This is a genomic window from Nocardia vermiculata NBRC 100427 (genome assembly GCF_001613265.1).
In the GTDB taxonomy this organism is placed as follows: domain Bacteria; phylum Actinomycetota; class Actinomycetes; order Mycobacteriales; family Mycobacteriaceae; genus Nocardia; species Nocardia vermiculata.
The window spans coordinates 144,161-164,563 of record NZ_BDCA01000002.1 but is presented as its reverse complement, the minus strand read 5'-3'; the positions used below and the strand labels follow the sequence as shown (position 1 = coordinate 164,563).

The window sequence follows — 20,403 nt, the reverse complement described above, 5'->3', positions numbered from 1 at the left end:
TTGGCAGCCGTGAAGCTTGCTGGTCGGGTGCTCGGCAGGAAGGTACGCGGCCTGCCGTATCGCATCTACGAGGCGCAGCTGTCGAAACAGCTGGCAGGCAAACGGCATCCGCGTCATGTCGCGGTCGTCTGCGACGGGAATCGCCGGTGGGCGCGGGAGAACGGCTTCACCGATGTCACGCACGGGCATCGGGTCGGCGCGCTCAAGATCGCCGAACTGGTCGGCTGGTGCCAGGCCGAGGGCATCGAGATGGTGACGGTGTACCTGCTGTCGAACGAGAATCTCAACCGCACCGCCGACGAACTGGAAACCCTGTTCGAGGTGATCACCGATGTGGTCGAGGAGTTGGCTGCCCCGGAGAACAACTGGGGGGTGCGCATCGTGGGGTCGTTGCAGAGCCTGCCCGAGGACGTCGCGGCCCGCATGCAGTCCGCGGCCGACGGGACGCAGGGGCGAGCGGGCGGCATTCATGTGAACGTCGCGGTCGGTTACGGCGGCCGCCAGGAGATCGCCGACGCGGTGCAGTCGCTGGTGCGCCAGGAGATCGCGGCCGGTGAGACCGGTGAGGATCTGGTGCAGTCACTCACCGTGAACGCGATAGGGCAGCATCTGTACACCTCCGGGCAGCCCGATCCCGATCTGGTGATCCGCACCTCCGGCGAGCAGCGGTTGTCGGGTTTCCTGCTGTGGCAGAGCGCCTATTCGGAGATCTGGTTCACCGAGGCGTACTGGCCGGAGTTCCGCCGGGTGGACTTCCTACGCGCCCTGCGTGACTACGCCGCACGGCACCGCCGCTACGGAGTCTGACCGGCACCGCCGTTGCGGCCCGGATCACAGCTTGCGCAGCCGGATCCGGTTGATGCTGTGGTCGGAGTCCTTGCGCAGCACCAGTGTCGCGCGCGGCCGCGTGGGCAGGATGTTCTCCACCAGGTTCGGGCGGTTGGTGGCGTTCCAGATGTCCTGAGCGGCGGTGGTGGCCTCGGTATCGGAGAACTCGGCGTAGTGGTGGAAATGCGATCGCGGATCGGCGAAGGCCGTCTTGCGCAGGGAGAGAAAACGATCGACGTACCAGCGCTCGATGTTCTCGATCCGGGCGTCGACGTAGATCGAGAAGTCGAACAGGTCCGACACCATCAGCCGCGGCCCGGTCTGCAGCACATTGAGGCCCTCCATGATGAGGATGTCGGGCTGGCGCACACAGTGGAACTGATCGGGCAGGATGTCGTAGGCGATGTGGGAGTACATCGGCGCACAGGCCTCCGCGGCACCGGATTTGACCTCGGTGACGAAGCGCAACAGCTTGCGCCGGTTGTAGCTCTCCGGGAACCCTTTGCGATGCATGATCCCGCGCCGGGTCAGTTCCGCGGTGGGATAGAGGAATCCGTCGGTCGTGACCAGATCGACCCGTGGGTGGTGATCCCAGCGCGCGAGCAGCGCCTGCAGTACTCGGGCCGTGGTCGATTTCCCGACGGCCACACTGCCGGCGATACCGATGACGAACGGCACCTGGTTGTCGGGGTGGGTCTCCCCGAGGAAGGTCGCGGTCGCGGCGAACAGGCGCTGCCGCGCCGCGACCTGCAGGTGGATCAGCCGGGCCAGTGGGAGATACACCTCGGCGACCTCGTCGAGGTCGATCTGCTCGCCGAGACCACGCAGGCCGACCAGCTCTTCCTCGGTGAGGGCCAGCGGTGTCGACTTCCGCAGGGTGCGCCACTGGTTGCGATCGAATTCGACATAAGGACTCGGTTCGCTCATCCGGCCCACCTACTCACGCTCCCGGTCCGGTCGGCCCGATATGCCCGATGAATTCTCACGGATGCCGTGCCCGGCGCGGTGAGATCCGCTCGACAGTCCTCGCATAGGCGAATTCTCCTCGGACGGGTCGGCGCGCCGAACACGGGGTGTTATTACTCGCCGGTAACCCTGCGTGACATTTCTCTCCGCGTGCGCGGCAGCAGCTATCGTCGGATGTCATGCAAGCGCATCCGCTCGTCACCGAATATCTGCGCCTGGGACTGGCGTTCGATCGCCTCGAGCCCGGTTTCGTCGACGCCTACACCGGCGACCCGACGCTCCGGCAGGCGGTCGAGTCCGCGCCGGCGCCGCAGCCGCGCGAGCTCGCCACCCGGGCGGCCGCACTGCTGGGGGAACTGCCGGAGGCCGGGCTCGGTGCACAGCGCACCGAATTCATCGCCGCGCATCTGCGCGCACTCGAATGTTCGGGACGGAAATTCGCCGGCGACGACATCTCGTTCGTCGACGAGGTCCGGGCATACTTCGACGTCGATATCGAACTCGGCGACGTCGAGGACTATCACGACGCGCACCGGCAGCTGGACGAGGTGCTCGCGGGGGAGGGGACGCTGCTCGACCGGATGACCGCTCATCGCCGCGCAGACGAGATCGCACCGGAACGATTGACCGACTGTGTGAACGCCTTTTCCGGAGCATTGCGTGAACTGGTGCGCGAACGGTATCCGCTACCGGATCACGAGCGCGTCGAATACGAGATCGTCGGTGACAAGCCGTGGTCGGGTTTCAACTACTACCTGGGCAATTACCGGTCCCGGGTGGCGATCAACTCCGACCTGAAACAACATATGGCGCAATTGCCCGCCTTGATCGCACACGAGGCGTATCCGGGACACCACACCGAGCACTGCCGGAAGGAGGCCGGGCTGGTCGCCGCAGGCCAGGACGAACAGACCCTGTTCGTCGTGAACACTCCGCAATGCCTGATGGCGGAGGGCCTGGCCGATCTGGCCCTGAAGTCGATCGTGGGCCCCGATTGGGGAGTCTGGGCGCAGGAAATCTACGCCGATCTGGGGCTGCGCTTCGACGGACAACGTGCTCAACAGCTTTCGTCCGCGTCCGGCAAACTGCTGGGGGTGCGCCAGGATGCGGCGCTGCTGCTGCACGACCGTCGGCGTGATGCCGACGAGGTCGCCGCCTTTCTGCAGCGTTGGAGCCTGACCACACCCGAGCGTGCCCGGCAGTCGTTGCGATTTCTGTCCTCGCCGCTGTGGCGGGCCTACATCAGCACCTATGTGGAGGGATACCGGTTGCTCGGCGGCTGGCTCGATCGAGCGGCGGACGCCGGCGAACGGGTGGCCCGCTTCGGCCGGCTGCTCGACGAACCGCTGACACCGGCCGCGGTGCGACGGATGTGAACGCCGGTCACATCGGCATCATGCAGGGCCCGCCGGAGGACAGGCTGCACACGATGTTGTGCAATCGCATCAGCAGGGCCTCGACCGGGTCGGCCGGGAGATAGGTGAATTGCATGGGGCGCTCCTCGTGGGTGGATGACCCGACGCGTCAGGTGTAGAGACAGGGGACGTCGGCCGACAGGGTGCACAGGCTGTTGCGCAGCCACAACATCAACGCTTCGATCGGGCTGCCGGGTGGTGCGAACATGCGCATTCCTCGGGGTCGGGGGTGGATCGGGCCGCAGCAGGTGCGGCTCGTACTGGTAATCGGCCCCGATCGGCGCAGAGTTACCGGTACCCGTGCTCGGTCGGCAGGAACGGCATATCGAAAACGGGCCGGATTCGCGCTCTGATCGCGAATCCGGCCCGGAATTTCCGTTCGGTACTACGCTCCCCAGCCTCCGCAACCCGCCCCGCCGCCGGAAATGGTGCACAGCGATTTCAGGATGGTGCTGAGCATGTCCTGGATCGAGTTGCCCGTGCCCGCAGTGAAGTACAGCATGTGATGAACCCCTGAATTCTCGTAATGAGATGATGACGTGCTCGTCATCGTGAATAGTCGGGCGTATGTTACGGCTGTGCCGCGACGGTGTCAGGCCGATATTTTCGGGGGCCCCGCCGGGATATGCGTACCGCCACCTCCAGGGCGTCTCGGGCCACAACATAGACTGTCCGCGTGACCCAGACGACCGCCGCTTCTGTCAATACCCAGTCGCTTGTGGAGCTCGATCCCGAGCTGGCTGCCGCGATGGCGGGCGAGCTCGCCCGTGAGCGCGACACCCTCGAGATGATCGCTTCGGAGAACTTCGTGCCCCGCGCGGTACTGCAGGCCCAGGGCAGCGTGCTGACCAACAAGTACGCCGAGGGGTATCCGGGCCGCCGCTACTACGGCGGTTGTGAGCATGTGGATGTGGTGGAGAACCTGGCCAAGGACCGGGTGCGGGAGCTGTTCGGGGCGGAGTTCGCGAACGTGCAGCCGCATTCGGGCGCCCAGGCCAACGCCGCGGTCCTGATGTCGCTGATGAGCCCGGGGGAGAAGCTGCTGGGCCTGGATCTGGCCCACGGCGGTCACCTCACCCACGGCATGCGGCTGAACTTCTCCGGCAAGTTGTACGAGGTCCACGCCTACGGGGTCAGCAAGGACGACCACCGCATCGATATGGACGCGGTCGCCGAGCAGGCACGGGAAGTGCGGCCGAAGGTGATCGTGGCCGGCTGGTCGGCATATCCGCGGCATCTGGATTTCGCGGCGTTCCGGCAGATCGCCGACGAGGTCGGTGCTTACCTGTGGGTCGATATGGCGCATTTCGCCGGTCTGGTCGCCGCGGGCCTACACCCGTCGCCGGTCCCGCACGCCGATGTGGTGTCCTCCACGGTGCACAAGACCCTGGGCGGCCCCCGCTCGGGTGTGATCCTGGCACGCCAGGAGTTCGCGAAGAAGCTCAACAGCTCGGTGTTCCCCGGTCAGCAGGGTGGCCCGCTGATGCATGTGATCGCCGCGAAGGCCGCCGCGTTCAAGATCGCCGGGACCGACGAGTTCCGGGACCGTCAGGCCCGCACCATCTCCGGTGCGAAGATTCTCGCCGAGCGGCTCGGCGGTGCGGATGTGGCCGGTAACGGTGTCACCGTGCTGACCGGCGGCACCGATGTACATCTGGTGCTGGTGGACCTGCGGAATTCGCAGATGGACGGCCAGCAGGGCGAGGACCTGCTGCACGAGGTCGGGATCACGGTCAACCGCAATGCGGTCCCGTTCGATCCTCGCCCGCCGATGACCACCTCGGGACTGCGGATCGGTACCGCGGCGCTGGCCACTCGTGGGTTCGGTGACACCGAGTTCACCGAGGTCGCCGACATCATCGGCACCGCACTGGCCGGAAACGCCGACCTCGACGCGCTGCGGGCCCGGGTGTCCAAGCTGGCCCAGGACTTCCCGCTCTACGAGGGCCTCGAAGACTGGAAACTCCTCGGCTGACAGGTTTTTCGGGCGCCCGGACAAGTGGCGCCCGCGGATACTCGAGTTTTTCGGCACCGGCCGATCGACGCCCTCCCGGCGTCGATCGGCCGAGTTGTTTCTCCGCGTTGGATCGAATTCGGTGCCGTGACCGATATCCACCGTCGAACAGTTTCCGAACTCGGTCCGGGTATCGAATTCGGGTGCGCTCGTGGCGTATTCGCGCGGCGGCAGAAATCAGTCCCGGCCGCGCAGGTAGTCGATATACATCGGCCGCAGCACGTCGGCGATCTTGCCCTCACCCGCGTGTACATAATCGTCGAGTAGCGGCACCACGTACTTGATCTCGGCTTCGCTCTCACCGACCTCACCGGCGGCGGCCTGGGCCGCGGGGATCTGCTCGAGCAGACGCCACAGGAATTTCACATCGCCGTGGCGCACCGCGTATCCGACGGCGCGGTCGTGCAGCTCCTTCGACGACAACTTCTCCAGTTCCGTGGTATCGCTCATGCACCGACTCTACGACGTCGGTGCCCCTGCCGTCGGCTGTTGCTGAATGGTAGCTACCGGTCGGCGTTTACGGCTTGTTCATCGACACGCAGGTGATCTCGGGAGCCGGAATCGCGAAATCGAAGTACCGTCGAGGTGCGAGCCGCGTCGTTGTGGTTCGTACGGGAGGTCCTGATCGTGGCTGAGAAATTCAGTACGAGGGGGCCGGTTCCCGGCCCTCGGGTCGTTTGACCCCGGGACGAACCGGCCCAGCGAGAACGTCCGTGCGGATACGGCACGGACACAAAGGAGCCCACCGTGACTGATGCACGCTCCGTCATCGCTCCCTCGAAAGCCCGCTCCGGCAAGAGCGGAGGCTCCGGAAAGGGAGCCGACACCTCGCCCCGCAAATCCTTCGTGATCGACACCTCCGTGTTGTTGTCCGACCCCTGGGCGACGACGCGGTTCGGTGCGAATCACGTGGTCCTACCGCTGGTGGTCATCAGCGAACTGGAGGCCAAACGGCACCATCACGAACTCGGCTGGTTTGCCCGCGAAGCCCTGCGCAACCTCGACGACCTGCGCTTGCAGCACGGCAGGCTCGATCAGCAGATTCCGATCGGCACCGACGGTGGCACTCTGCAGGTGGAGCTGAACCACACCGATCCCGAGGTGCTTCCCGTCGGGTTCCGCACCGACACCAACGATTCCCGCATCCTGGCATGTGCCCTCAATCTGGCCGCCGAGGGGCATCGAGTGGTGCTGGTGTCCAAGGATATTCCGCTACGAGTGAAGGCAGGCGCGGTGGGCCTGCCGGCCGAGGAGTACCACGCCCAGGACGTGGTCACCTCGGGCTGGACCGGCATGGCCGAACTCGAGGTCGCTCCCGAGCGCGTGGACCGGCTCTACGCCGAGTCGGTGATCGATCTCGACGAGGCCCGGGACCTGCCCTGCCACACCGGTATCCGGCTGCTGAGCGCCAACGGCAGCGCGCTGGCGCGGGTCACCGCCGACAAGCAGGTCCAGCTGGTCCGCGGCGATCGTGAGGCCTTCGGCTTGCACGGCCGCTCGGCCGAGCAGCGCATCGCGCTGGATCTGCTGCTCGACGAGAGCATCGGCATCGTATCGCTCGGTGGTAAGGCCGGCACCGGAAAGTCCGCCCTGGCGCTCACGGCGGGCCTGGAGGCGGTGCTGGAGCGCCGGTCTCATCGCAAGGTCGTGGTGTTCCGGCCGTTGTACGCGGTGGGTGGTCAGGATCTCGGCTATCTGCCGGGCAGCGAGAGCGAGAAGATGGGCCCCTGGGGGCAGGCGGTGTTCGACACGCTCGAGGGGCTGGCCAGTGCCGAGGTGATGGATGAGGTGCACGCGCGCGGCATGCTGGAGGTATTGCCGCTCACCCACATTCGTGGCCGGTCACTGCACGATTCGTTCGTGATCGTGGACGAGGCTCAGTCACTGGAACGCAATGTGTTGCTCACCGTGCTGAGTCGGCTGGGTAGCGGGTCGCGGGTGGTCTTGACCCACGACGTCGCCCAGCGCGACAACCTGCGCGTGGGCCGGCACGACGGGGTCGCCGCGGTGATCGAAAAGCTCAAGGGGCATCCGCTTTTCGCGCATGTCACGCTGACCCGGAGTGAGCGCTCACCGATCGCCGCGCTGGTCACCGAGATGCTGGAGGAGTACGGACCCAACTCCTAATCGGTGAAGGTGGAGCGGCGTGCGGCCTGGCAAACTCTCGGAATATGGTTCATCTCACAGGGTGGCGGGTATATTTCCGCTAGAACACTGCTCGGCATGGTTTCGGGTGTTGCGCTAGGGTTCGCCAGACCATAGCCGTGCGCCGGTCTGAGGCTCGGTGGCGTCGCAGTTGTGGCGCCACCGGTCTCACCTTCGAGAGGATGGACATGCACCACTTCGCTCGACGCTCCGCCGCTACCGCGATGGCTTTCGCCGGTGCGGCGCTGCTGTTCACGGCCGCGTGCAGCAGCGACGACAACAATGACAACAACGGCGCCGGCGGGATGGCCACCAGCGCCGGCCAGATGACCGGTGCCATGACCTCGGGCGCCGAGAAGCCCAGCGAGTCGCCCTCCGGCGAGATGCCCTCGGGGAGCGCCGCGGCGTCCGAAACCAAGATCATGACCCAGAGCGGTGAGGAGATCGCCGTCTCGGGCAACATCCTCGCCAAGTACAACGAGATGGGTGGGGTGCAGAGCCCGCTCGGTGAGCCGACCGCGGCTGCGGTCGAGGGCCCCAACGGCGGGTCCTGTCAGGAATTCACCGGCGGTGCGATCTGCTGGAGTGAGCAGACCGAGGCCCATGTGGTGTGGGGCGATATCCGCCAGGCCTGGGAAGAGAACGGCGGCGTGAACGGTGAACTCGGCTATCCGACCAGTGACGAGAAGGACAATCCGAACGGTAAGGAAAGCGACTTCACCGGCGGCACGATCACCTGGAATTCCGCCGATCGGCAGACCGAGGTGACCAAGAAGTAGACCCACGACGAGCGCGGCGGCGGGATCCGATCCGGATCCCGCCGCCGCTGCTGTGTGGCTGATGTGGTGCGAACACCTGCAGCAGTGGCCGATTGCCGCCGTTGCGCTCGTGCTGAACCGGAGAATCGCCGAAGATTTGCCGACCTGGCCTCCGGGAGTCTCCGTGGGGTGGGATATGGGCCGTCGGTGCGCGGCGTTCGAGACTCCGGTTGGCGCGGTACTAGCGCCGCCGGACCATGTTCCACAGCCCCGACGCCGTGCCGCGCAGGAAGTTCTCCCAGCTGAAGTGGTCGTGCCACAGCGTGATGCGGCCGTCGACCAGTTCGAAGGTGCCGCACACCCAGAAACCGATCTCCAGCGGACCCATGCGCAGATAGTCGGTACGTTCGGTGAGCACCGTCTCGCCCTCGACCGCCGGGGCGCCATCGGTTTCGGCGGCAATATGATGCATTTCGGCGCGGAACCCGAATGAATCACGCGTCAGACCGCGCAGGATTCCACCGACCCGGCGTGAACCCCGGACATCCGGCAACGACGTGTTCTTCCAGACGATATCCGGATCCACCAGATCCAATGCCTCGTTGACCGCGCCTGCTTCCATCGCCGCGAAGAATTCGCGGACCGTGGTCACTGCGTTCTGCTGTAATTCCGGTAATTCGGCCATATTCCGACTGTAGGCGTGTGGCGGCGTCAACGGGGGATGATCAGGCCGTCGTTTCCGATGTGGCGGTATCGCCGTCGCGGCGTGCGGTCATCAAGGCGGCGACACCGTCCAGGATGCGGTCGATGCCGTAGCGCAGCGCGTCGCCGCGGCCGCCGGTCGGGTCGGAATCGGAAAAAGCGGCAATGACCTGTGGGAACTGCTCGGCTCGGTCGGCCAGGACGAGGCCCACCTGCCGGGCCAGCTCCGATTCGGTATCGGAGCCGGCGACCCCGATGGTCTGCTGGACCAGACTGCGGACGTGCCCGTTCAGCAGCACCACGGTGTCGAGCCGCTCGGCCCCGGTCAGCCCGGTCCCGGCCAGCGGGGTGAGCGCCGCTTCCATCCAGCCCAGCTCGTTGGGCCCCAACGGGCGGGCGCCGGCCAGTAGTTCGATGCTCCAGGGATGGGCGTGATAGCGCTCGTAGATGGTCTCGGCCCATTCGCGCAGTGCGGGCCGCCACCCGGCCGCGGCGGTGAACTCCGGTGGCCGTCCCACTCCGGTATCCAGCATCAGTGCGGTCAGCTCGGTTTTTCCCGGAACGTAGCGGTAGATCGCCATCTTCGCGCAGCCGAGCCGCTCGGCCAGGCGTTGCATCGACACATTGCCCAAACCTTCCGTGTCGGCCAGTGCGATCGCCTCGGTGACGATTCGCTCCAGTGACAGCGACGGTTTGGGGCCGCGTTTGGGGCGCTGCTGGGTGCCCCACAGCAGTTCGAGGGCGGTCGGTGCGGTCATATGGCCATCCTCTCCTGTCACCTCCCGTCGACGCCTGCCCACTCTGCTCATGGGCTTGACCTGAAACTGCGTCCAGCATACGCTAAAAGAAATAGCGTCCTATGGACACAGTTAAGAAATGGAGTGCGCCATGCGCAACACATCGGTTCTCATCTCGGGTGCGAGCGTCGCCGGTCCGGCGCTGGCCTACTGGCTGCGGCACTACGGCTTCGATGTCACGGTCGTCGAGCGGGCGCCGGCACTGCGAGCCGGTGGCCAGGCGGTCGACTTCAAAGGGGAGACGCACCGTACGGTGCTCGAGCGGATGGGGATCCTCGACGAGGTTCGGCGTCGGCAGACCGGTAAGACCGATATGGTCATCACCGATGCCGAAGGTCGTGAAACCTGCTTCATCTCAGGCGATTTCACCGGTGGTGATGTCGAGATCCTGCGTGGCGACCTGGCCGAGATCCTGTACGAACGCACCGCGTCGACCTGCACTTACCTGTTCGGCGACTCGATCACCGCGCTGACCGACACCGCGACCGGCGTCGATGTCGAATTCGAACACGCGCCGGCGCAAACCTTCGACCTGGTCATCGGCTGCGACGGTATCCATTCCCGGGTGCGCGGACTGGCCTTCGGGCCCGAGGGCGACTTCGTCGAGCATCTGGGCTACTACTACTGCACCGCGGGTGCGGCCGGATGGGGCCACGACCCGGCCGCACCGGTGCAGCGCGGGCGGTCGCTGGCTTACAACGAGCCCGGTCGGCTGGCGGTCCGGGGCGGCAACAAGGCCGCGCACCTGTACATGTTCGCCTCCGACGAGCTCCGCTACGACCGGCGTGACGAAGCCGCGCAGCGGCGCATCCTCACCGACGCCTTCGCCGGCGTGGGTGGGCCGGTGCCCGAGATGGTGCGCGAGCTGGCCGACCTCGACTCGTTCTATCTGGACTCGCTCGGTCAGGTCCGGATGAAGGGTGGGTACACCAGGGGCCGGATCGCGCTGGTCGGTGACTCCGCGTACGGAAACACGATGGGCGGCTTCGGGACCGGCCTCGCGATCGTGGGCGCCTACGTGCTCGCGGGCGAGCTGGCCCTGGCCGGGGGCGACTACGCGGCCGCCTATGCCCGTTACGACGCGTTGATGAAGCGGTACGCCACGATCGCCGGGAATACCAATGCCGGCCGTTTCCTCGCTCCGCGGAAGGCGCGCGGTATTCGCATGCGCAATTGGTTCGTGGGGTCGTGGATGTGGGGGCTCATGCTGAAGTACGGCGACAATGCGGCCAACGATATCGAGCTGCGGGATTATCCGATGCTGGTCAATTCATAAACTGGTCATACGAGTTATTGCTGTGGTCGATCGACTGTGAAACATCCCACGGCATACGTACGATTGACAAGTAGAGCCCGCAACGATGCGGAGCCCCGAAGAAAGGACGAGCAAATGATCACCGACGGCTTTGACATGGTTATAAGCTGGGTTCGCGACATCTTCAGGTTCCTCTTCTGAGGGTGATTGCAGATCCATCGCACAGTAATCGGTCGTGCCCCGTGAACTCGGCGCGTACCTGCAGGAATCCGGCAGCTGAAGCCCGGCGTGTACCTAGACCTGGGCAGCTGCCGGATTCGGCATACTTCAGCTGTCAGTCCTGATCGTCGACCTTGGTCATCGACAACACATCCAGCCGGCGATCCAATTCTTCCTCCGACAACTTGTCCCCGATCAACCCGCGATCCACCACGGTTTCGCGAATGGTCTTCTTCTCCCGCAACGCCTGTTTCGCCACGGCGGCGGCTTCCTCGTATCCGATGGCCGAATTCAACGGCGTGACGATGGACGGGGAGGATTCCGCGAGCAGCCGCAAATGCTCGGTATCGGCAGTGAGTCCTGATATGCATTTGTCGGCGAAAAGCCGGGAGACATTGGCCAGCAGTCGAATAGATTCCAGTACATTCCGGGCCATTACCGGAATGTAGACATTCAATTCGAATGCCCCGCCGCCGCCACCCCAGGCGACGGCGGCGTCGTTGCCGATCACCTGGGCTGCGACCTGAGTGACGGCCTCGGGCAGTACCGGATTGACCTTGCCGGGCATGATCGAGGAGCCCGGCTGCAGATCCGGTAGCTGAATTTCGGCCAGTCCGGTCAACGGGCCCGAGCCCATCCAGCGGATATCGTTGGCGATCTTGGTGAGGCTGACCGCGATGGTGCGCAGCGATCCCGAGATCTCCACCAATCCGTCGCGTGCGGCCTGTGCCTCGAAGTGATTGCGGGCCTCGGACAGCTCGTCCAGGCCCGTCGTTTTACGCAGTTCCGCAACGACTTTCGCCCCGAATCCGGCGGGTGCGTTGAGTCCGGTGCCGACCGCGGTGCCGCCGATCGGCAGCTCGCCCAGCCGGGGCAGCGCGGCGACCAGGCGTTCGGAGGCCGCCTCCGCCTGGCGGGTGTAGCCGCTGAACTCCTGGCCGAGCGTCACCGGGACGGCATCCATGAGATGGGTGCGTCCCGACTTCACCACGGTGCGCCACTCGTCGGCCTTGTCCAGCAGGCGCAGGCGCAGATGGTCCAGCGCCGGCAGTAGTTCTCGCACCACGGCCTCGGTGGCGGCCAGATGAGTAGCGGTGGGGAAGGTGTCGTTCGAGGACTGCGACATATTGACGTCGTCGTTGGGGTGCACGGTGACGCCTCGCGCGGCGGCCAGACTGGCGATCACCTCGTTGGCGTTCATATTGGAGCTGGTGCCCGAGCCGGTCTGGAAGACGTCGATCGGGAACTGGTCGTCGTGGCGCCCTTCGGCGATCTCGTTCGCGGCGGCGATGATCGCGTCGGCCTTCACTTCGTCCAGCAGGCCGAGATCCCGGTTCACCGCGGCACAGGCGGCCTTGAGCAGGCCCAGCGCCCGGATCTGGGCCCGCTCCAGCCCGCGACCGCTGATCGGAAAGTTCTCGACGGCACGTTGTGTCTGTGCCCGCCACAGCGCGTTCACCGGAACGCGGACCTCGCCCATGGTGTCGTGTTCGATGCGGTACTGCGTCTGGTCGTCGCTCATACCATCGACACTAAGCCTGTGTGCGGGTCGGGTGCGCGACCATGCCTGAGGCTTTTCGCACAGGAGTGGACGGGAATATCGGCGCTCGCCGCGCCGGTCGATTCGTTCCGGCGCCGCCGTGACGGCACAAATAGCCCCGAAATTGCTGAATGTCAGGAATATCGGGCTACGATCCCTCCATGCCATCCAGCCTCGCCAGATGTGTTCTGTCGTGCGCGTTGTCAGCCGCGGCCCTCGCGATACCGGTGATGTCCGCGCAGTCCGCGGCCGCCGAGGTCGTTCCGATGCCTCCGCACGAAAAGACTTTCGCTTCACCGGACGGTCCGACATTCGTCGTCGGGAGCGAGGGTGAGTCGATCAACAAGGTGCCGCCGTTGAACGCCTCGGGCACCGTGCGTGAAGTGTTCATCTCGGGTAGCTCCTATACCCGTTCGGACGCGCCGAGCGGCGGCACGCTGGCGGTCGGCTATCACGTCGGCTGTGCGGTTGAACTGCAGGGAGGCAACGTCGGGGTGGGGCCCAACGCGTATCTCAACCCGGGACTGCTGGACCAGGAAGATATCGGCCCGGTGGTATCGATCAACGTCGGGCCGGGCAGTGTGAGCGACGTGCCGCTCTTGACGAAGGAAGTCGTGTCGGGAGTGCCGGCGCGGATCATGATGCGTGACATTCATCTGGTCGTCAACGGGTGCATCGGCCCGGCGGTGGTGCGTCAGTACACGCTCATGCAGTTGCACACCGACAGCCTCGACGACATCGGAGTCGTCTACGGCGATCCGTTGTGGATTTGACGACCGAGATCTGACAATCGTCCGAATTTCAGGGCGGCGCCGAATGCGAAGAATTTGCTGCGGCGCCGCTCTCTCGTGCGGGTGAATGTCAGTGTGCCGGGCGGCTGCCCGTCGCACCGGAGCGGGAAAAGGTCCGCATGAGCACAGCAGAGCCGGGTAGCACGACCCCGTGACCCTCTCCAGTGGGACCAGCATCCCGATCGACTCACTGCAGTCGGTGGCGTACACGATCCCCACCGACGCGCCCGAATCCGACGGCACTTTGGCATGGGAGTCGACCACCCTCGTCATCGTCACGGCCGCGGCGGGTGGTCGCACCGGAATCGGCTATACCTACGCGGGCCCCGCCGCGGTGACGATCGTCGGAGGAAAACTCGCGGACGCGGTGATCGGTCGCGAAGCCTCGACCCCCGCGGCGTCCTGGTCCGCGATGCAGCACGCCGTCCGGAATCTCGGCAAACCGGGCTTGGTTGCCGAGGCGATCTCGGCGGTCGACATCGCCCTGTGGGATCTGCGCGCCCGCCTGCTCGACGAACCCCTCAGCCGGACCGTCGGCGCGATTCACGACGCCACCCCGATCTACGGCAGCGGCGGATTCACCTCCTACGACAACACGCAACTCGCCGACCAACTGAGCGGCTGGGCCGCGGCCGGGGTTCCGCGGGTCAAGATGAAGGTGGGCCGCGATCCCGACGCCGATATCGGCCGCCTCGCCGCCGCCCGCTCCGCCATCGGCGACCAGGTGGAACTGTTCGTCGACGCCAACGGCGCCTACACCCGCAAACAGGCGCTGTGGTGGGCGCAGTACTTCGGCGACCAGGGGGTGCGCTGGCTCGAGGAACCGGTCAGCTCCGACGATCTCGCCGGTCTACGGCACCTGCGTGAGCACGGACCAGGTGGACTCGACATCGCCGCCGGTGAATACGGCTACCACCTGCCCTACTTCCAAGCCATGCTCGATGCGGAGGCGGTCGACTGCCTGCAGGCCGATGTGACCCGCTGCCTCGGTATCAGCGGAGTGCTGCGGGTGGCCGCGCTGTGCGATGCGCGCGGGCTCGATCTGTCCCTGCACTGCGCGCCGCAGGTCAGCGCACACGTCGGCACCGCGATCTGGCATCTGCGCCATCTCGAGTACTTCCACGACCACGTCCGGATCGAGAACATGGCCTTCGACGGAGTGCTGCGCCCGCACGCCGGGGCTCTGCGGCCGGATCGGGACCGGCCGGGTCACGGGCTGGAATTCGATCCGCGCGCCCTCGACCGGTACCGGGTGGCGGCGAGCTCGCATCCTTCCTGAGCGGCGGCGGCCGCAAGACGAGAGCCGGCCGTCGCCCCCGCGAGTGGTGCGGGCGCGACGGCCGCGTGTTCGATGAGGTGTCCGCTCAGGGCAGCGGCGGCACCGCGTCCTCGTCGCCGACGAAGTCGACCGAGGCGTACTCGTGCAGCTTGGTGAGCCGATGGTAGGCGTCGACGATCCGCACGGTGCCGGACTTGGACCGCATCACGATCGACTGGGTGGACGCGCCACCGCTGTAGTAGCGCACGCCCTTGAGCAGGTCGCCGTCGGTGACGCCGGTCGCGGAGAAGAAGACGTTCTCACCGGAGACCAGATCCTCGGTGCCGAGGATGCGATCGAGGTCGTGGCCGGCGTCGATCGCCTTCTGCTTCTCCTCGTCGTCCTTCGGCGCCAGCTTGCCCTGCAGCGCACCGCCCATACAACGCAGCGCGGCCGCCGCGATGATGCCCTCGGGGGTGCCACCGATACCGACCAGCATGTCGGTACCCGAATCGGGGCGGGCGCAGGCGATCGCACCGGCCACATCGCCGTCGGAGATCAGGCGGATGCGGGCGCCGGCGTCACGCACCTCCTGGATGTGGCGGGCGTGGCGGGAACGGTCGAGCACACATACCGTCAGGTCCGAGACCAGCGAGTTCTTGACCTTGGCCACCCGGCGCAGATTCTCGGCGATCGGCGCCGACAGGTCGATCACATCGGCAGCGTCCGGGCCGACCGCGATCTTCTCCATGTAGAACACCGCGGACGGGTCGAACATGGCGCCGCGCTCGGCCACCGCCAGCACCGAGATAGCGCCGGAGGAACCCTTCGACATCAGGGTGGTGCCGTCGATCGGATCGACCGCGAAATCGACCTCGGGGCCGGTCCCGTCGCCCACGGCCTCGCCGTTGTAGAGCATCGGGGCTTCGTCCTTCTCGCCCTCGCCGATCACGACGATGCCCGACATCGAGACCGTCGCCACCAGTTGACGCATCGCGTCGACGGCCGCGCCGTCACCGCCTTCCTTGTCACCACGGCCGACCCAGCGGCCCGCGGCCATCGCGCCGGCCTCGGTCACCCGGACCAACTCCAATGCGAGGTTGCGGTCCGGGGCCTCGCGGCGGCGGCTGGTAGCGGGTGTGGATGCCGTCATGACGGTGCCTCCTCGAGTTGTACTTTGCTGCGTGAATTGTCGCAGAACGCCCGGATCGGTAGATCAGGTACTGCTGTTCCACACCTGTCCGCGCCGGTAGGAGCGGGTGTGACGACCGCCTCGCAGCCCGGGGACCGGCGGCGCGGGGGCCGCATGGATACTTGGGACGTGTCGCAGAAACCACGCATCATGAACGACTACCGGGATCTGATCTGGTCGTTGATCCCGCTGTTGCTGATCTGTGTGGTGCTGGCCGCGGTGGCCAGCCAATGCACCTTCTCCGCGGACGGCCCCACACCGGGCAAGGTCCCCACCTTCGATGTGCAGTCCGCACTGCACGACGACGCCGATGTGATGCGGTTCCCGATCCGCGATCCCGCCGTACCGGCCGACTGGCAGCCCAACTCCGGGAGCCGCGACACCATCGTGGGCCAGAGCGGCGGCAAGATCAGCACGGTCGGCTACATCACCTCCAACGGCACCTACCTGCAGCTCAGCCAGACCGACGCCAGCGAGAGCGCACTGGCCAAGCATGTAGTCGACACCCGCAGTCCCTCCGGGGAACGCATGGTCGGTACCCAGAAATGGACCGTCTACCACGTCGCCGACAGTGAGCCGGCCTGGATCGCGGACTTCGGCAGCAGCCGCGTGCTGCTCAAGGGCGCAGCCGGCGACGGCTCGTACCAAACGCTCGCCGCGGCGGTCGATGCCGCCCAGCCGCTGCAGCCCTGAGTCACCGCCGTGGTCAGCGGTGCATCACCACGTTGACCACCGTGCCGTCCGGGTCGCGGACGAAGAAGCGCCGGACACCCCAGGGCTCGTCGCGCAGGGCGTAGACGATCTCCGCCCCGGCGGCGACCATCGTCTCGTGCGCGGCATCCACATCGGCGACCTCGACGCTCATATCGGGCTGTGGATCCTCGGCATTCGCACCGAACAGCATGACCTGCGCGCTCGGGTTGCTCGGCGAGGCGAGGGTCACCGCCCAGCCCAGATCCATCACCTCCTCCAGCCCCAGAGCCCGGTAGAAGGCGCGAGCGCGTTCCATATCGGCGACACGCAGATCGGGGACGATGCGATTGATCTCCATGGTCACTCCCGGTCACCGTCCCCGTGCCGGGCCAGCGCGTCCTCGACACGTCGGCGGGCACCCGCGAGGTGGTCCTCGCAGCGCGCGGCCAGCGCCTCGCCGCGTTCCCACAGCGCCAGCGAATCGTCGAGATCCATCCCGCCCTGTTCCAGCATCTTGACGACGTTGACCAGTTCGTCGCGGGCGCGTTCGTAGCCGAAGGTCGCGATTTCGGCGACTTCACTCTCCGTCATGGCTGCTCCTGTTCTCCTGGTCGTCGGTATCGGGAATCGGGTTGGCCAATGCCTGGCTGCCCAGGGCCGCGGCCGTCACCGCGCCGTCGGCGACCCGGATGCGCAACTGGGTGCCCGGTGGTGAATCGGCGACCGTGCGCACCACATGGCGCTCGGTGCCCGTCACCCGCTGTACGACGGCGTAACCGCGGGCCAGGGTGGCGGCCGGGCCGACGGCGGTCAATTTCTCGCGCAGGTGGCGCGTCGTGGTGGCCTCGGCCGTCAGGGTGTGCTCGATGGCGCGGCGCGCGGAGTTACGTTGCCGTTCGATCTCGTCGTGCCGTTGCTCGAGCAGCCGCAGTGGTTCGGCCAGCACCGGCCGTGAACGCAACTGCCGCAGCGCGTGGGCCTCGCGATCGACCCAGCCACGCAGGGCCGCGGCCGACCGGGCGCGCAGCTCGCGCACTCCCGCCAATTCGGCGGCGGCATCGGGCACCAGACGCTTGGCGGCGTCGGTAGGTGTTGCCGCGCGCAGATCCGCGACATAGTCCGAGAGCGGATTGTCCGGCTCGTGACCGACCGCGCTCACGATCGGAGTAGTGGCGGAAACGATGGCCCGGCACAGGGTTTCGTCGGAGAACGGCAGCAGATCCTCGACACTGCCACCGCCGCGCGCCAGCACGATCACCTCGACCTCGGGGTGCTCGTCGAGCTCGGCGAGGGCGTCCAGCATCTGCGGCACCGCATTCGCGCCCTGGACCGCGGTATTGCGGATCTCGAAACGCACGGCAGGCCAACGCTGTTGAGCGACCGTCACGACATCGTGTTCGGCGGCGCTCGCCCGGCCGGTGATCAGGCCGATCACCTTGGGGAGAAAGGGAATCGGGCGCTTGAGTCGCGGATCGAACAGGCCCTCCGCCGAGAGCAGCGCCTTCAGGCGTTCGATTCGGGCCAGCAGCTCGCCGATACCGACCGGGCGAATCTCGGTGACGCGCAGCGACAGTGTGCCGCGGCCGGTGAAGTAGGTCAGCTTGCCGTAGACGACGACACGGCTGCCCTCCTGCAGCGGTACCGCGGCCGCGCGCAGCAGTTGCGGATCGCAGGTGACCGTCAGCGACATGTCGGCCGCGGTATCACGCAGCACCAGAAATGCGGTCCGGGTGCCGGGGCGGGCATTGATCTGGGTGATCTGCCCTTCCACCCACACGCTGCCGAGCCGGTCGATCCACTGCGCGACCTTCATCGCGATACTGCGTACCGGCCACGGCTGTTCCGCGGAGTTGGCGGACCGCGCCGAATCCCCGGCGGCTCGGCCCCCGGCTACCGGCGCATCGGCGCGTGATTCGCTCACTTGGCCTGCACGGTGGCGATCCGGTTCGTCAGCATCGTCACGAACGGTGCGCGGTCCAAGGTCCGCTGCTCGTAGTCCAGCAGCGCGGCCAGCTCTTCGACGCTCAGCATCCGCAGCCGTGCGCGCAACTGGGCCAGCGTCATGTTCGCGTAGTCGTAGCGACCGGCAACCTCGGGTTCGACAACTCCCTGCTCGGGCCGGCCGGCCTCCGGATCGGCTGCGTCCACGGGCGCGGGGATGTCGGCCGTGGACGTAGCCGGCGCGGGCATATCGGGCGCTTTCGGCGTCGGGAAACCGGCCGTACCGGACTCCCCGGTGACCGAGGTCGCGCCGTGAGATGTGACATACCCGTTGTCGGTGCCGGGCGCGACCGAATCCGGTGCGACCGGGGCTTCGGTGGTGGCGCCGTACAGATCGAACGGGCTGAGCCGACCGTCGAACTCCGCGCCCCGGGCGGTGAAGCCGGCACCGAAACCGGAACTGCCGAACGGTTGCTCGTCGTCGAGATCCTCGTCGAAGGTCGCCCAGGCCGGTTGCTCCTCGGGACGGCTGCCCAGCCGCTCGAAGACCTCGTCACCCTTGAGAGCGAGGCTGGTCACGAACTGCTGCAGATGCATGGAGGTCTGCAACAGCTGGCTGATCGCGGTGATCGGCAGATGGAGTGCCGCACCGGGTAACCGGCGGGTTTCCTCGAGCGCGTAAACGGCGGCCCCAGCGGCGACCCGGGCCAGGTAGGGAGGTCGAAACATGTCCCTAGCCTGCCCGAAACGGCCGGTGATGCAAAGAACAGAGTTCACATCTGTCATTCTTCCGCGCGCGGGCGCGGCTGTCGTTCGCGGCTCGCGCACGTAAGCTGTGGACATGTCTTCGGCTATCCCCCTGAATGTCGGAATCGCCCGGTCCGCCGATTCGGCCGGTGCGGGCAAGCGGGTGCTGCTCGCCGAACCCCGTGGCTACTGCGCGGGCGTGGACCGCGCGGTGGAGACAGTGGAACGCACGCTGGAGAAGCACGGTGCGCCGATCTACGTGCGCAAGGAGATCGTGCACAACCGGCACGTGGTGGAGACGCTGCGCGACCGCGGCGTGGTCTTCGTCGACGAAACCGACGAGGTGCCCGAGGGCGCCGTACTCGTGTTCTCCGCGCACGGTGTCTCGCCGGCGGTGCACGAAGCCGCTGCCGCGCGCAGCCTGCACACCATCGACGCCACCTGTCCGCTCGTGACGAAGGTGCATCAGGAAGCCAAGCGCTTCGCCCGCGACGACTTCGACATCCTGCTCATCGGCCACGAGGGCCACGAGGAGGTCGAGGGAACCTCCGGTGAGGCACCCGAACATGTGCAGCTGGTGGACGGCCCCGCCGCCGTCGACGATGTGCACGTACGCGACGAGAACAAGGTCATCTGGTTGTCGCAGACCACCCTGTCGGTGGACGAGACGATGGAGACGGTGCAGCGGCTGCGGGAGCGCTTCCCGAAACTGCAGGATCCGCCCAGTGACGACATCTGCTACGCCACCCAGAACCGTCAGGTCGCGGTGAAGGCGATGGCCCCGGAATGCGATCTGGTGATCGTGGTGGGCTCGCGGAACTCGTCCAACTCGGTACGCCTGGTGGAAGTCGCGCTGAACGCGGGCGCCCGCGCGGCGCATCTGGTCGATTACGCCCGCGAGGTGGACCCGGACTGGCTGTCCGGTGTCACCACGGTCGGCATCACCTCGGGCGCATCGGTGCCGGAGATCCTGGTGCGTGGTGTGCTGGATCTGCTCGCCGAGCACGGTTACGGCGAGGTGCAGCCGGTGACCACCGCCAACGAGACCCTGGTGTTCGCGCTGCCCCGCGAGCTGCGCACCGCGTCTGCGCGCCGCTGACCTCCGGGTCGCGCGAAAAGTATTACGCCGCAACGTAACATCA

At 66.5% G+C, this 20,403-nt stretch carries 20 protein-coding genes; 10 read left to right on the top strand and 10 right to left on the bottom strand.

Annotated elements, in window-relative coordinates; translation table 11 throughout:
• Positions 1 to 9 precede the first annotated feature (9 nt).
• The gene (locus tag NV2_RS04405) at positions 10 to 807 is read left to right on the top strand and encodes an isoprenyl transferase (protein ID WP_067869715.1); all 798 of its coding nucleotides are present in this window, start codon (positions 10 to 12) and stop codon (positions 805 to 807) included.
• A 24-nt stretch (positions 808 to 831) separates the two neighbouring features.
• Here the strand turns inward: NV2_RS04405 and coaA are convergent, their stop codons facing one another.
• Positions 832 to 1,764: a type I pantothenate kinase gene (coaA, locus tag NV2_RS04400; protein WP_067869712.1), complete on the bottom strand. Its 933-nt coding sequence runs from the start codon at positions 1,762 to 1,764 to the stop codon at positions 832 to 834.
• A gap of 209 nt (positions 1,765 to 1,973) precedes the next feature.
• On the opposite strand from coaA, the gene NV2_RS04395 reads away from it, so the two are divergent.
• Positions 1,974 to 3,170 carry a hypothetical protein gene (locus NV2_RS04395; protein WP_067869709.1) on the top strand — a complete coding sequence of 399 codons (1,197 nt, stop codon included), beginning with the start codon at positions 1,974 to 1,976 and terminating at the stop codon, positions 3,168 to 3,170.
• Between the two features lie 715 nt (positions 3,171 to 3,885).
• Positions 3,886 to 5,184, top strand: coding sequence for a serine hydroxymethyltransferase (glyA, locus tag NV2_RS04390; protein ID WP_067869706.1), 1,299 nt, complete (start codon positions 3,886 to 3,888; stop codon positions 5,182 to 5,184).
• A gap of 216 nt (positions 5,185 to 5,400) precedes the next feature.
• On the opposite strand, the gene NV2_RS04385 is transcribed toward glyA, so the two are convergent.
• Positions 5,401 to 5,673, bottom strand: a complete 273-nt coding sequence (locus NV2_RS04385) for a hypothetical protein (protein ID WP_067869703.1) — start codon at positions 5,671 to 5,673, stop codon at positions 5,401 to 5,403.
• Between the two features lie 297 nt (positions 5,674 to 5,970).
• Between NV2_RS04385 and phoH2 the strand changes: the two genes are divergently transcribed.
• On the top strand, positions 5,971 to 7,350 hold the full coding sequence (phoH2, locus tag NV2_RS04380; RefSeq protein WP_174550548.1) for an RNA 5'-3' helicase PhoH2: 1,380 nt from the start codon (positions 5,971 to 5,973) through the stop codon (positions 7,348 to 7,350).
• A 200-nt stretch (positions 7,351 to 7,550) separates the two neighbouring features.
• Positions 7,551 to 8,147, top strand: a complete 597-nt coding sequence (locus NV2_RS04375; RefSeq protein WP_245662437.1) for an LGFP repeat-containing protein — start codon at positions 7,551 to 7,553, stop codon at positions 8,145 to 8,147.
• 220 nt (positions 8,148 to 8,367) lie between these two features.
• On the opposite strand, the gene NV2_RS04370 is transcribed toward NV2_RS04375, so the two are convergent.
• Entirely contained in the window at positions 8,368 to 8,811 is a 444-nt protein-coding gene (locus NV2_RS04370) for a limonene-1,2-epoxide hydrolase family protein (protein WP_067869700.1), read from the bottom strand.
• A gap of 40 nt (positions 8,812 to 8,851) precedes the next feature.
• Positions 8,852 to 9,586 carry a TetR/AcrR family transcriptional regulator gene (locus NV2_RS04365; protein WP_067869697.1) on the bottom strand — a complete coding sequence of 245 codons (735 nt, stop codon included), beginning with the start codon at positions 9,584 to 9,586 and terminating at the stop codon, positions 8,852 to 8,854.
• Between the two features lie 130 nt (positions 9,587 to 9,716).
• On the opposite strand from NV2_RS04365, the gene NV2_RS04360 reads away from it, so the two are divergent.
• Entirely contained in the window at positions 9,717 to 10,901 is a 1,185-nt protein-coding gene (locus NV2_RS04360; RefSeq protein WP_067870311.1) for an FAD-dependent monooxygenase, read from the top strand.
• Between the two features lie 313 nt (positions 10,902 to 11,214).
• Here the strand turns inward: NV2_RS04360 and NV2_RS04355 are convergent, their stop codons facing one another.
• Positions 11,215 to 12,621, bottom strand: a complete 1,407-nt coding sequence (locus NV2_RS04355) for a class II fumarate hydratase (RefSeq protein WP_067869694.1) — start codon at positions 12,619 to 12,621, stop codon at positions 11,215 to 11,217.
• Positions 12,622 to 12,800: 179 nt separating this feature from the next.
• Here NV2_RS04355 and NV2_RS04350 point away from each other — a divergent pair, with 179 nt between their 5' ends.
• Positions 12,801 to 13,412, top strand: a complete 612-nt coding sequence (locus NV2_RS04350; RefSeq protein WP_168436055.1) for an MspA family porin — start codon at positions 12,801 to 12,803, stop codon at positions 13,410 to 13,412.
• Between the two features lie 169 nt (positions 13,413 to 13,581).
• Positions 13,582 to 14,709: an enolase C-terminal domain-like protein gene (locus NV2_RS04345; protein ID WP_067869689.1), complete on the top strand. Its 1,128-nt coding sequence runs from the start codon at positions 13,582 to 13,584 to the stop codon at positions 14,707 to 14,709.
• Between the two features lie 85 nt (positions 14,710 to 14,794).
• Here NV2_RS04345 and glpX read toward each other — a convergent pair whose 3' ends face one another.
• On the bottom strand, positions 14,795 to 15,841 hold the full coding sequence (glpX, locus tag NV2_RS04340; RefSeq protein ID WP_067869686.1) for a class II fructose-bisphosphatase: 1,047 nt from the start codon (positions 15,839 to 15,841) through the stop codon (positions 14,795 to 14,797).
• A gap of 108 nt (positions 15,842 to 15,949) precedes the next feature.
• On the opposite strand from glpX, the gene NV2_RS04335 reads away from it, so the two are divergent.
• Entirely contained in the window at positions 15,950 to 16,573 is a 624-nt protein-coding gene (locus NV2_RS04335; RefSeq protein ID WP_245662436.1) for a DUF4245 domain-containing protein, read from the top strand.
• Between the two features lie 13 nt (positions 16,574 to 16,586).
• Here the strand turns inward: NV2_RS04335 and NV2_RS04330 are convergent, their stop codons facing one another.
• The 4 genes from NV2_RS04330 to NV2_RS04315 all read right to left on the bottom strand — a co-directional run bounded on the left by NV2_RS04330 (position 16,587) and on the right by NV2_RS04315 (position 19,243).
• Complete coding sequence (locus NV2_RS04330) at positions 16,587 to 16,931, bottom strand: VOC family protein (RefSeq protein ID WP_067869683.1); 345 nt, start codon at positions 16,929 to 16,931, stop codon at positions 16,587 to 16,589.
• A 2-nt stretch (positions 16,932 to 16,933) separates the two neighbouring features.
• The gene (locus tag NV2_RS04325) at positions 16,934 to 17,164 is read right to left on the bottom strand and encodes an exodeoxyribonuclease VII small subunit (protein WP_067869680.1); all 231 of its coding nucleotides are present in this window, start codon (positions 17,162 to 17,164) and stop codon (positions 16,934 to 16,936) included.
• Positions 17,151 to 18,392, bottom strand: coding sequence for an exodeoxyribonuclease VII large subunit (gene xseA, locus NV2_RS04320; protein WP_245662462.1), 1,242 nt, complete (start codon positions 18,390 to 18,392; stop codon positions 17,151 to 17,153). Before xseA ends, NV2_RS04325 begins: the two co-directional genes overlap by 14 nt.
• A gap of 98 nt (positions 18,393 to 18,490) precedes the next feature.
• Positions 18,491 to 19,243 carry a lipid droplet-associated protein gene (locus NV2_RS04315; protein WP_067869674.1) on the bottom strand — a complete coding sequence of 251 codons (753 nt, stop codon included), beginning with the start codon at positions 19,241 to 19,243 and terminating at the stop codon, positions 18,491 to 18,493.
• A gap of 112 nt (positions 19,244 to 19,355) precedes the next feature.
• On the opposite strand from NV2_RS04315, the gene NV2_RS04310 reads away from it, so the two are divergent.
• Complete coding sequence (locus NV2_RS04310; RefSeq protein ID WP_067870307.1) at positions 19,356 to 20,360, top strand: 4-hydroxy-3-methylbut-2-enyl diphosphate reductase; 1,005 nt, start codon at positions 19,356 to 19,358, stop codon at positions 20,358 to 20,360.
• Positions 20,361 to 20,403 lie beyond the last annotated feature (43 nt).

Bases quoted from the DNA above. Each gene is read 5' to 3' on its own strand.
- NV2_RS04395 (WP_067869709.1), top strand. From the start codon at position 1,974: ATGCAAGCGCATCCGCTCGTCACCGAATATCTGCGCCTGGGACTGGCG.
- NV2_RS04385 (WP_067869703.1), bottom strand. From the start codon at position 5,673: ATGAGCGATACCACGGAACTGGAGAAGTTGTCGTCGAAGGAGCTGCAC.
- NV2_RS04375 (WP_245662437.1), top strand. From the start codon at position 7,551: ATGGACATGCACCACTTCGCTCGACGCTCCGCCGCTACCGCGATGGCT.
- NV2_RS04370 (WP_067869700.1), bottom strand. From the start codon at position 8,811: ATGGCCGAATTACCGGAATTACAGCAGAACGCAGTGACCACGGTCCGC.
- NV2_RS04365 (WP_067869697.1), bottom strand. From the start codon at position 9,586: ATGACCGCACCGACCGCCCTCGAACTGCTGTGGGGCACCCAGCAGCGC.
- NV2_RS04360 (WP_067870311.1), top strand. From the start codon at position 9,717: ATGCGCAACACATCGGTTCTCATCTCGGGTGCGAGCGTCGCCGGTCCG.
- NV2_RS04355 (WP_067869694.1), bottom strand. From the start codon at position 12,621: ATGAGCGACGACCAGACGCAGTACCGCATCGAACACGACACCATGGGC.
- NV2_RS04350 (WP_168436055.1), top strand. From the start codon at position 12,801: ATGCCATCCAGCCTCGCCAGATGTGTTCTGTCGTGCGCGTTGTCAGCC.
- glpX (WP_067869686.1), bottom strand. From the start codon at position 15,841: ATGACGGCATCCACACCCGCTACCAGCCGCCGCCGCGAGGCCCCGGAC.
- NV2_RS04330 (WP_067869683.1), bottom strand. From the start codon at position 16,931: ATGGAGATCAATCGCATCGTCCCCGATCTGCGTGTCGCCGATATGGAA.
- NV2_RS04325 (WP_067869680.1), bottom strand. From the start codon at position 17,164: ATGACGGAGAGTGAAGTCGCCGAAATCGCGACCTTCGGCTACGAACGC.
- NV2_RS04315 (WP_067869674.1), bottom strand. From the start codon at position 19,243: ATGTTTCGACCTCCCTACCTGGCCCGGGTCGCCGCTGGGGCCGCCGTT.
- NV2_RS04310 (WP_067870307.1), top strand. From the start codon at position 19,356: ATGTCTTCGGCTATCCCCCTGAATGTCGGAATCGCCCGGTCCGCCGAT.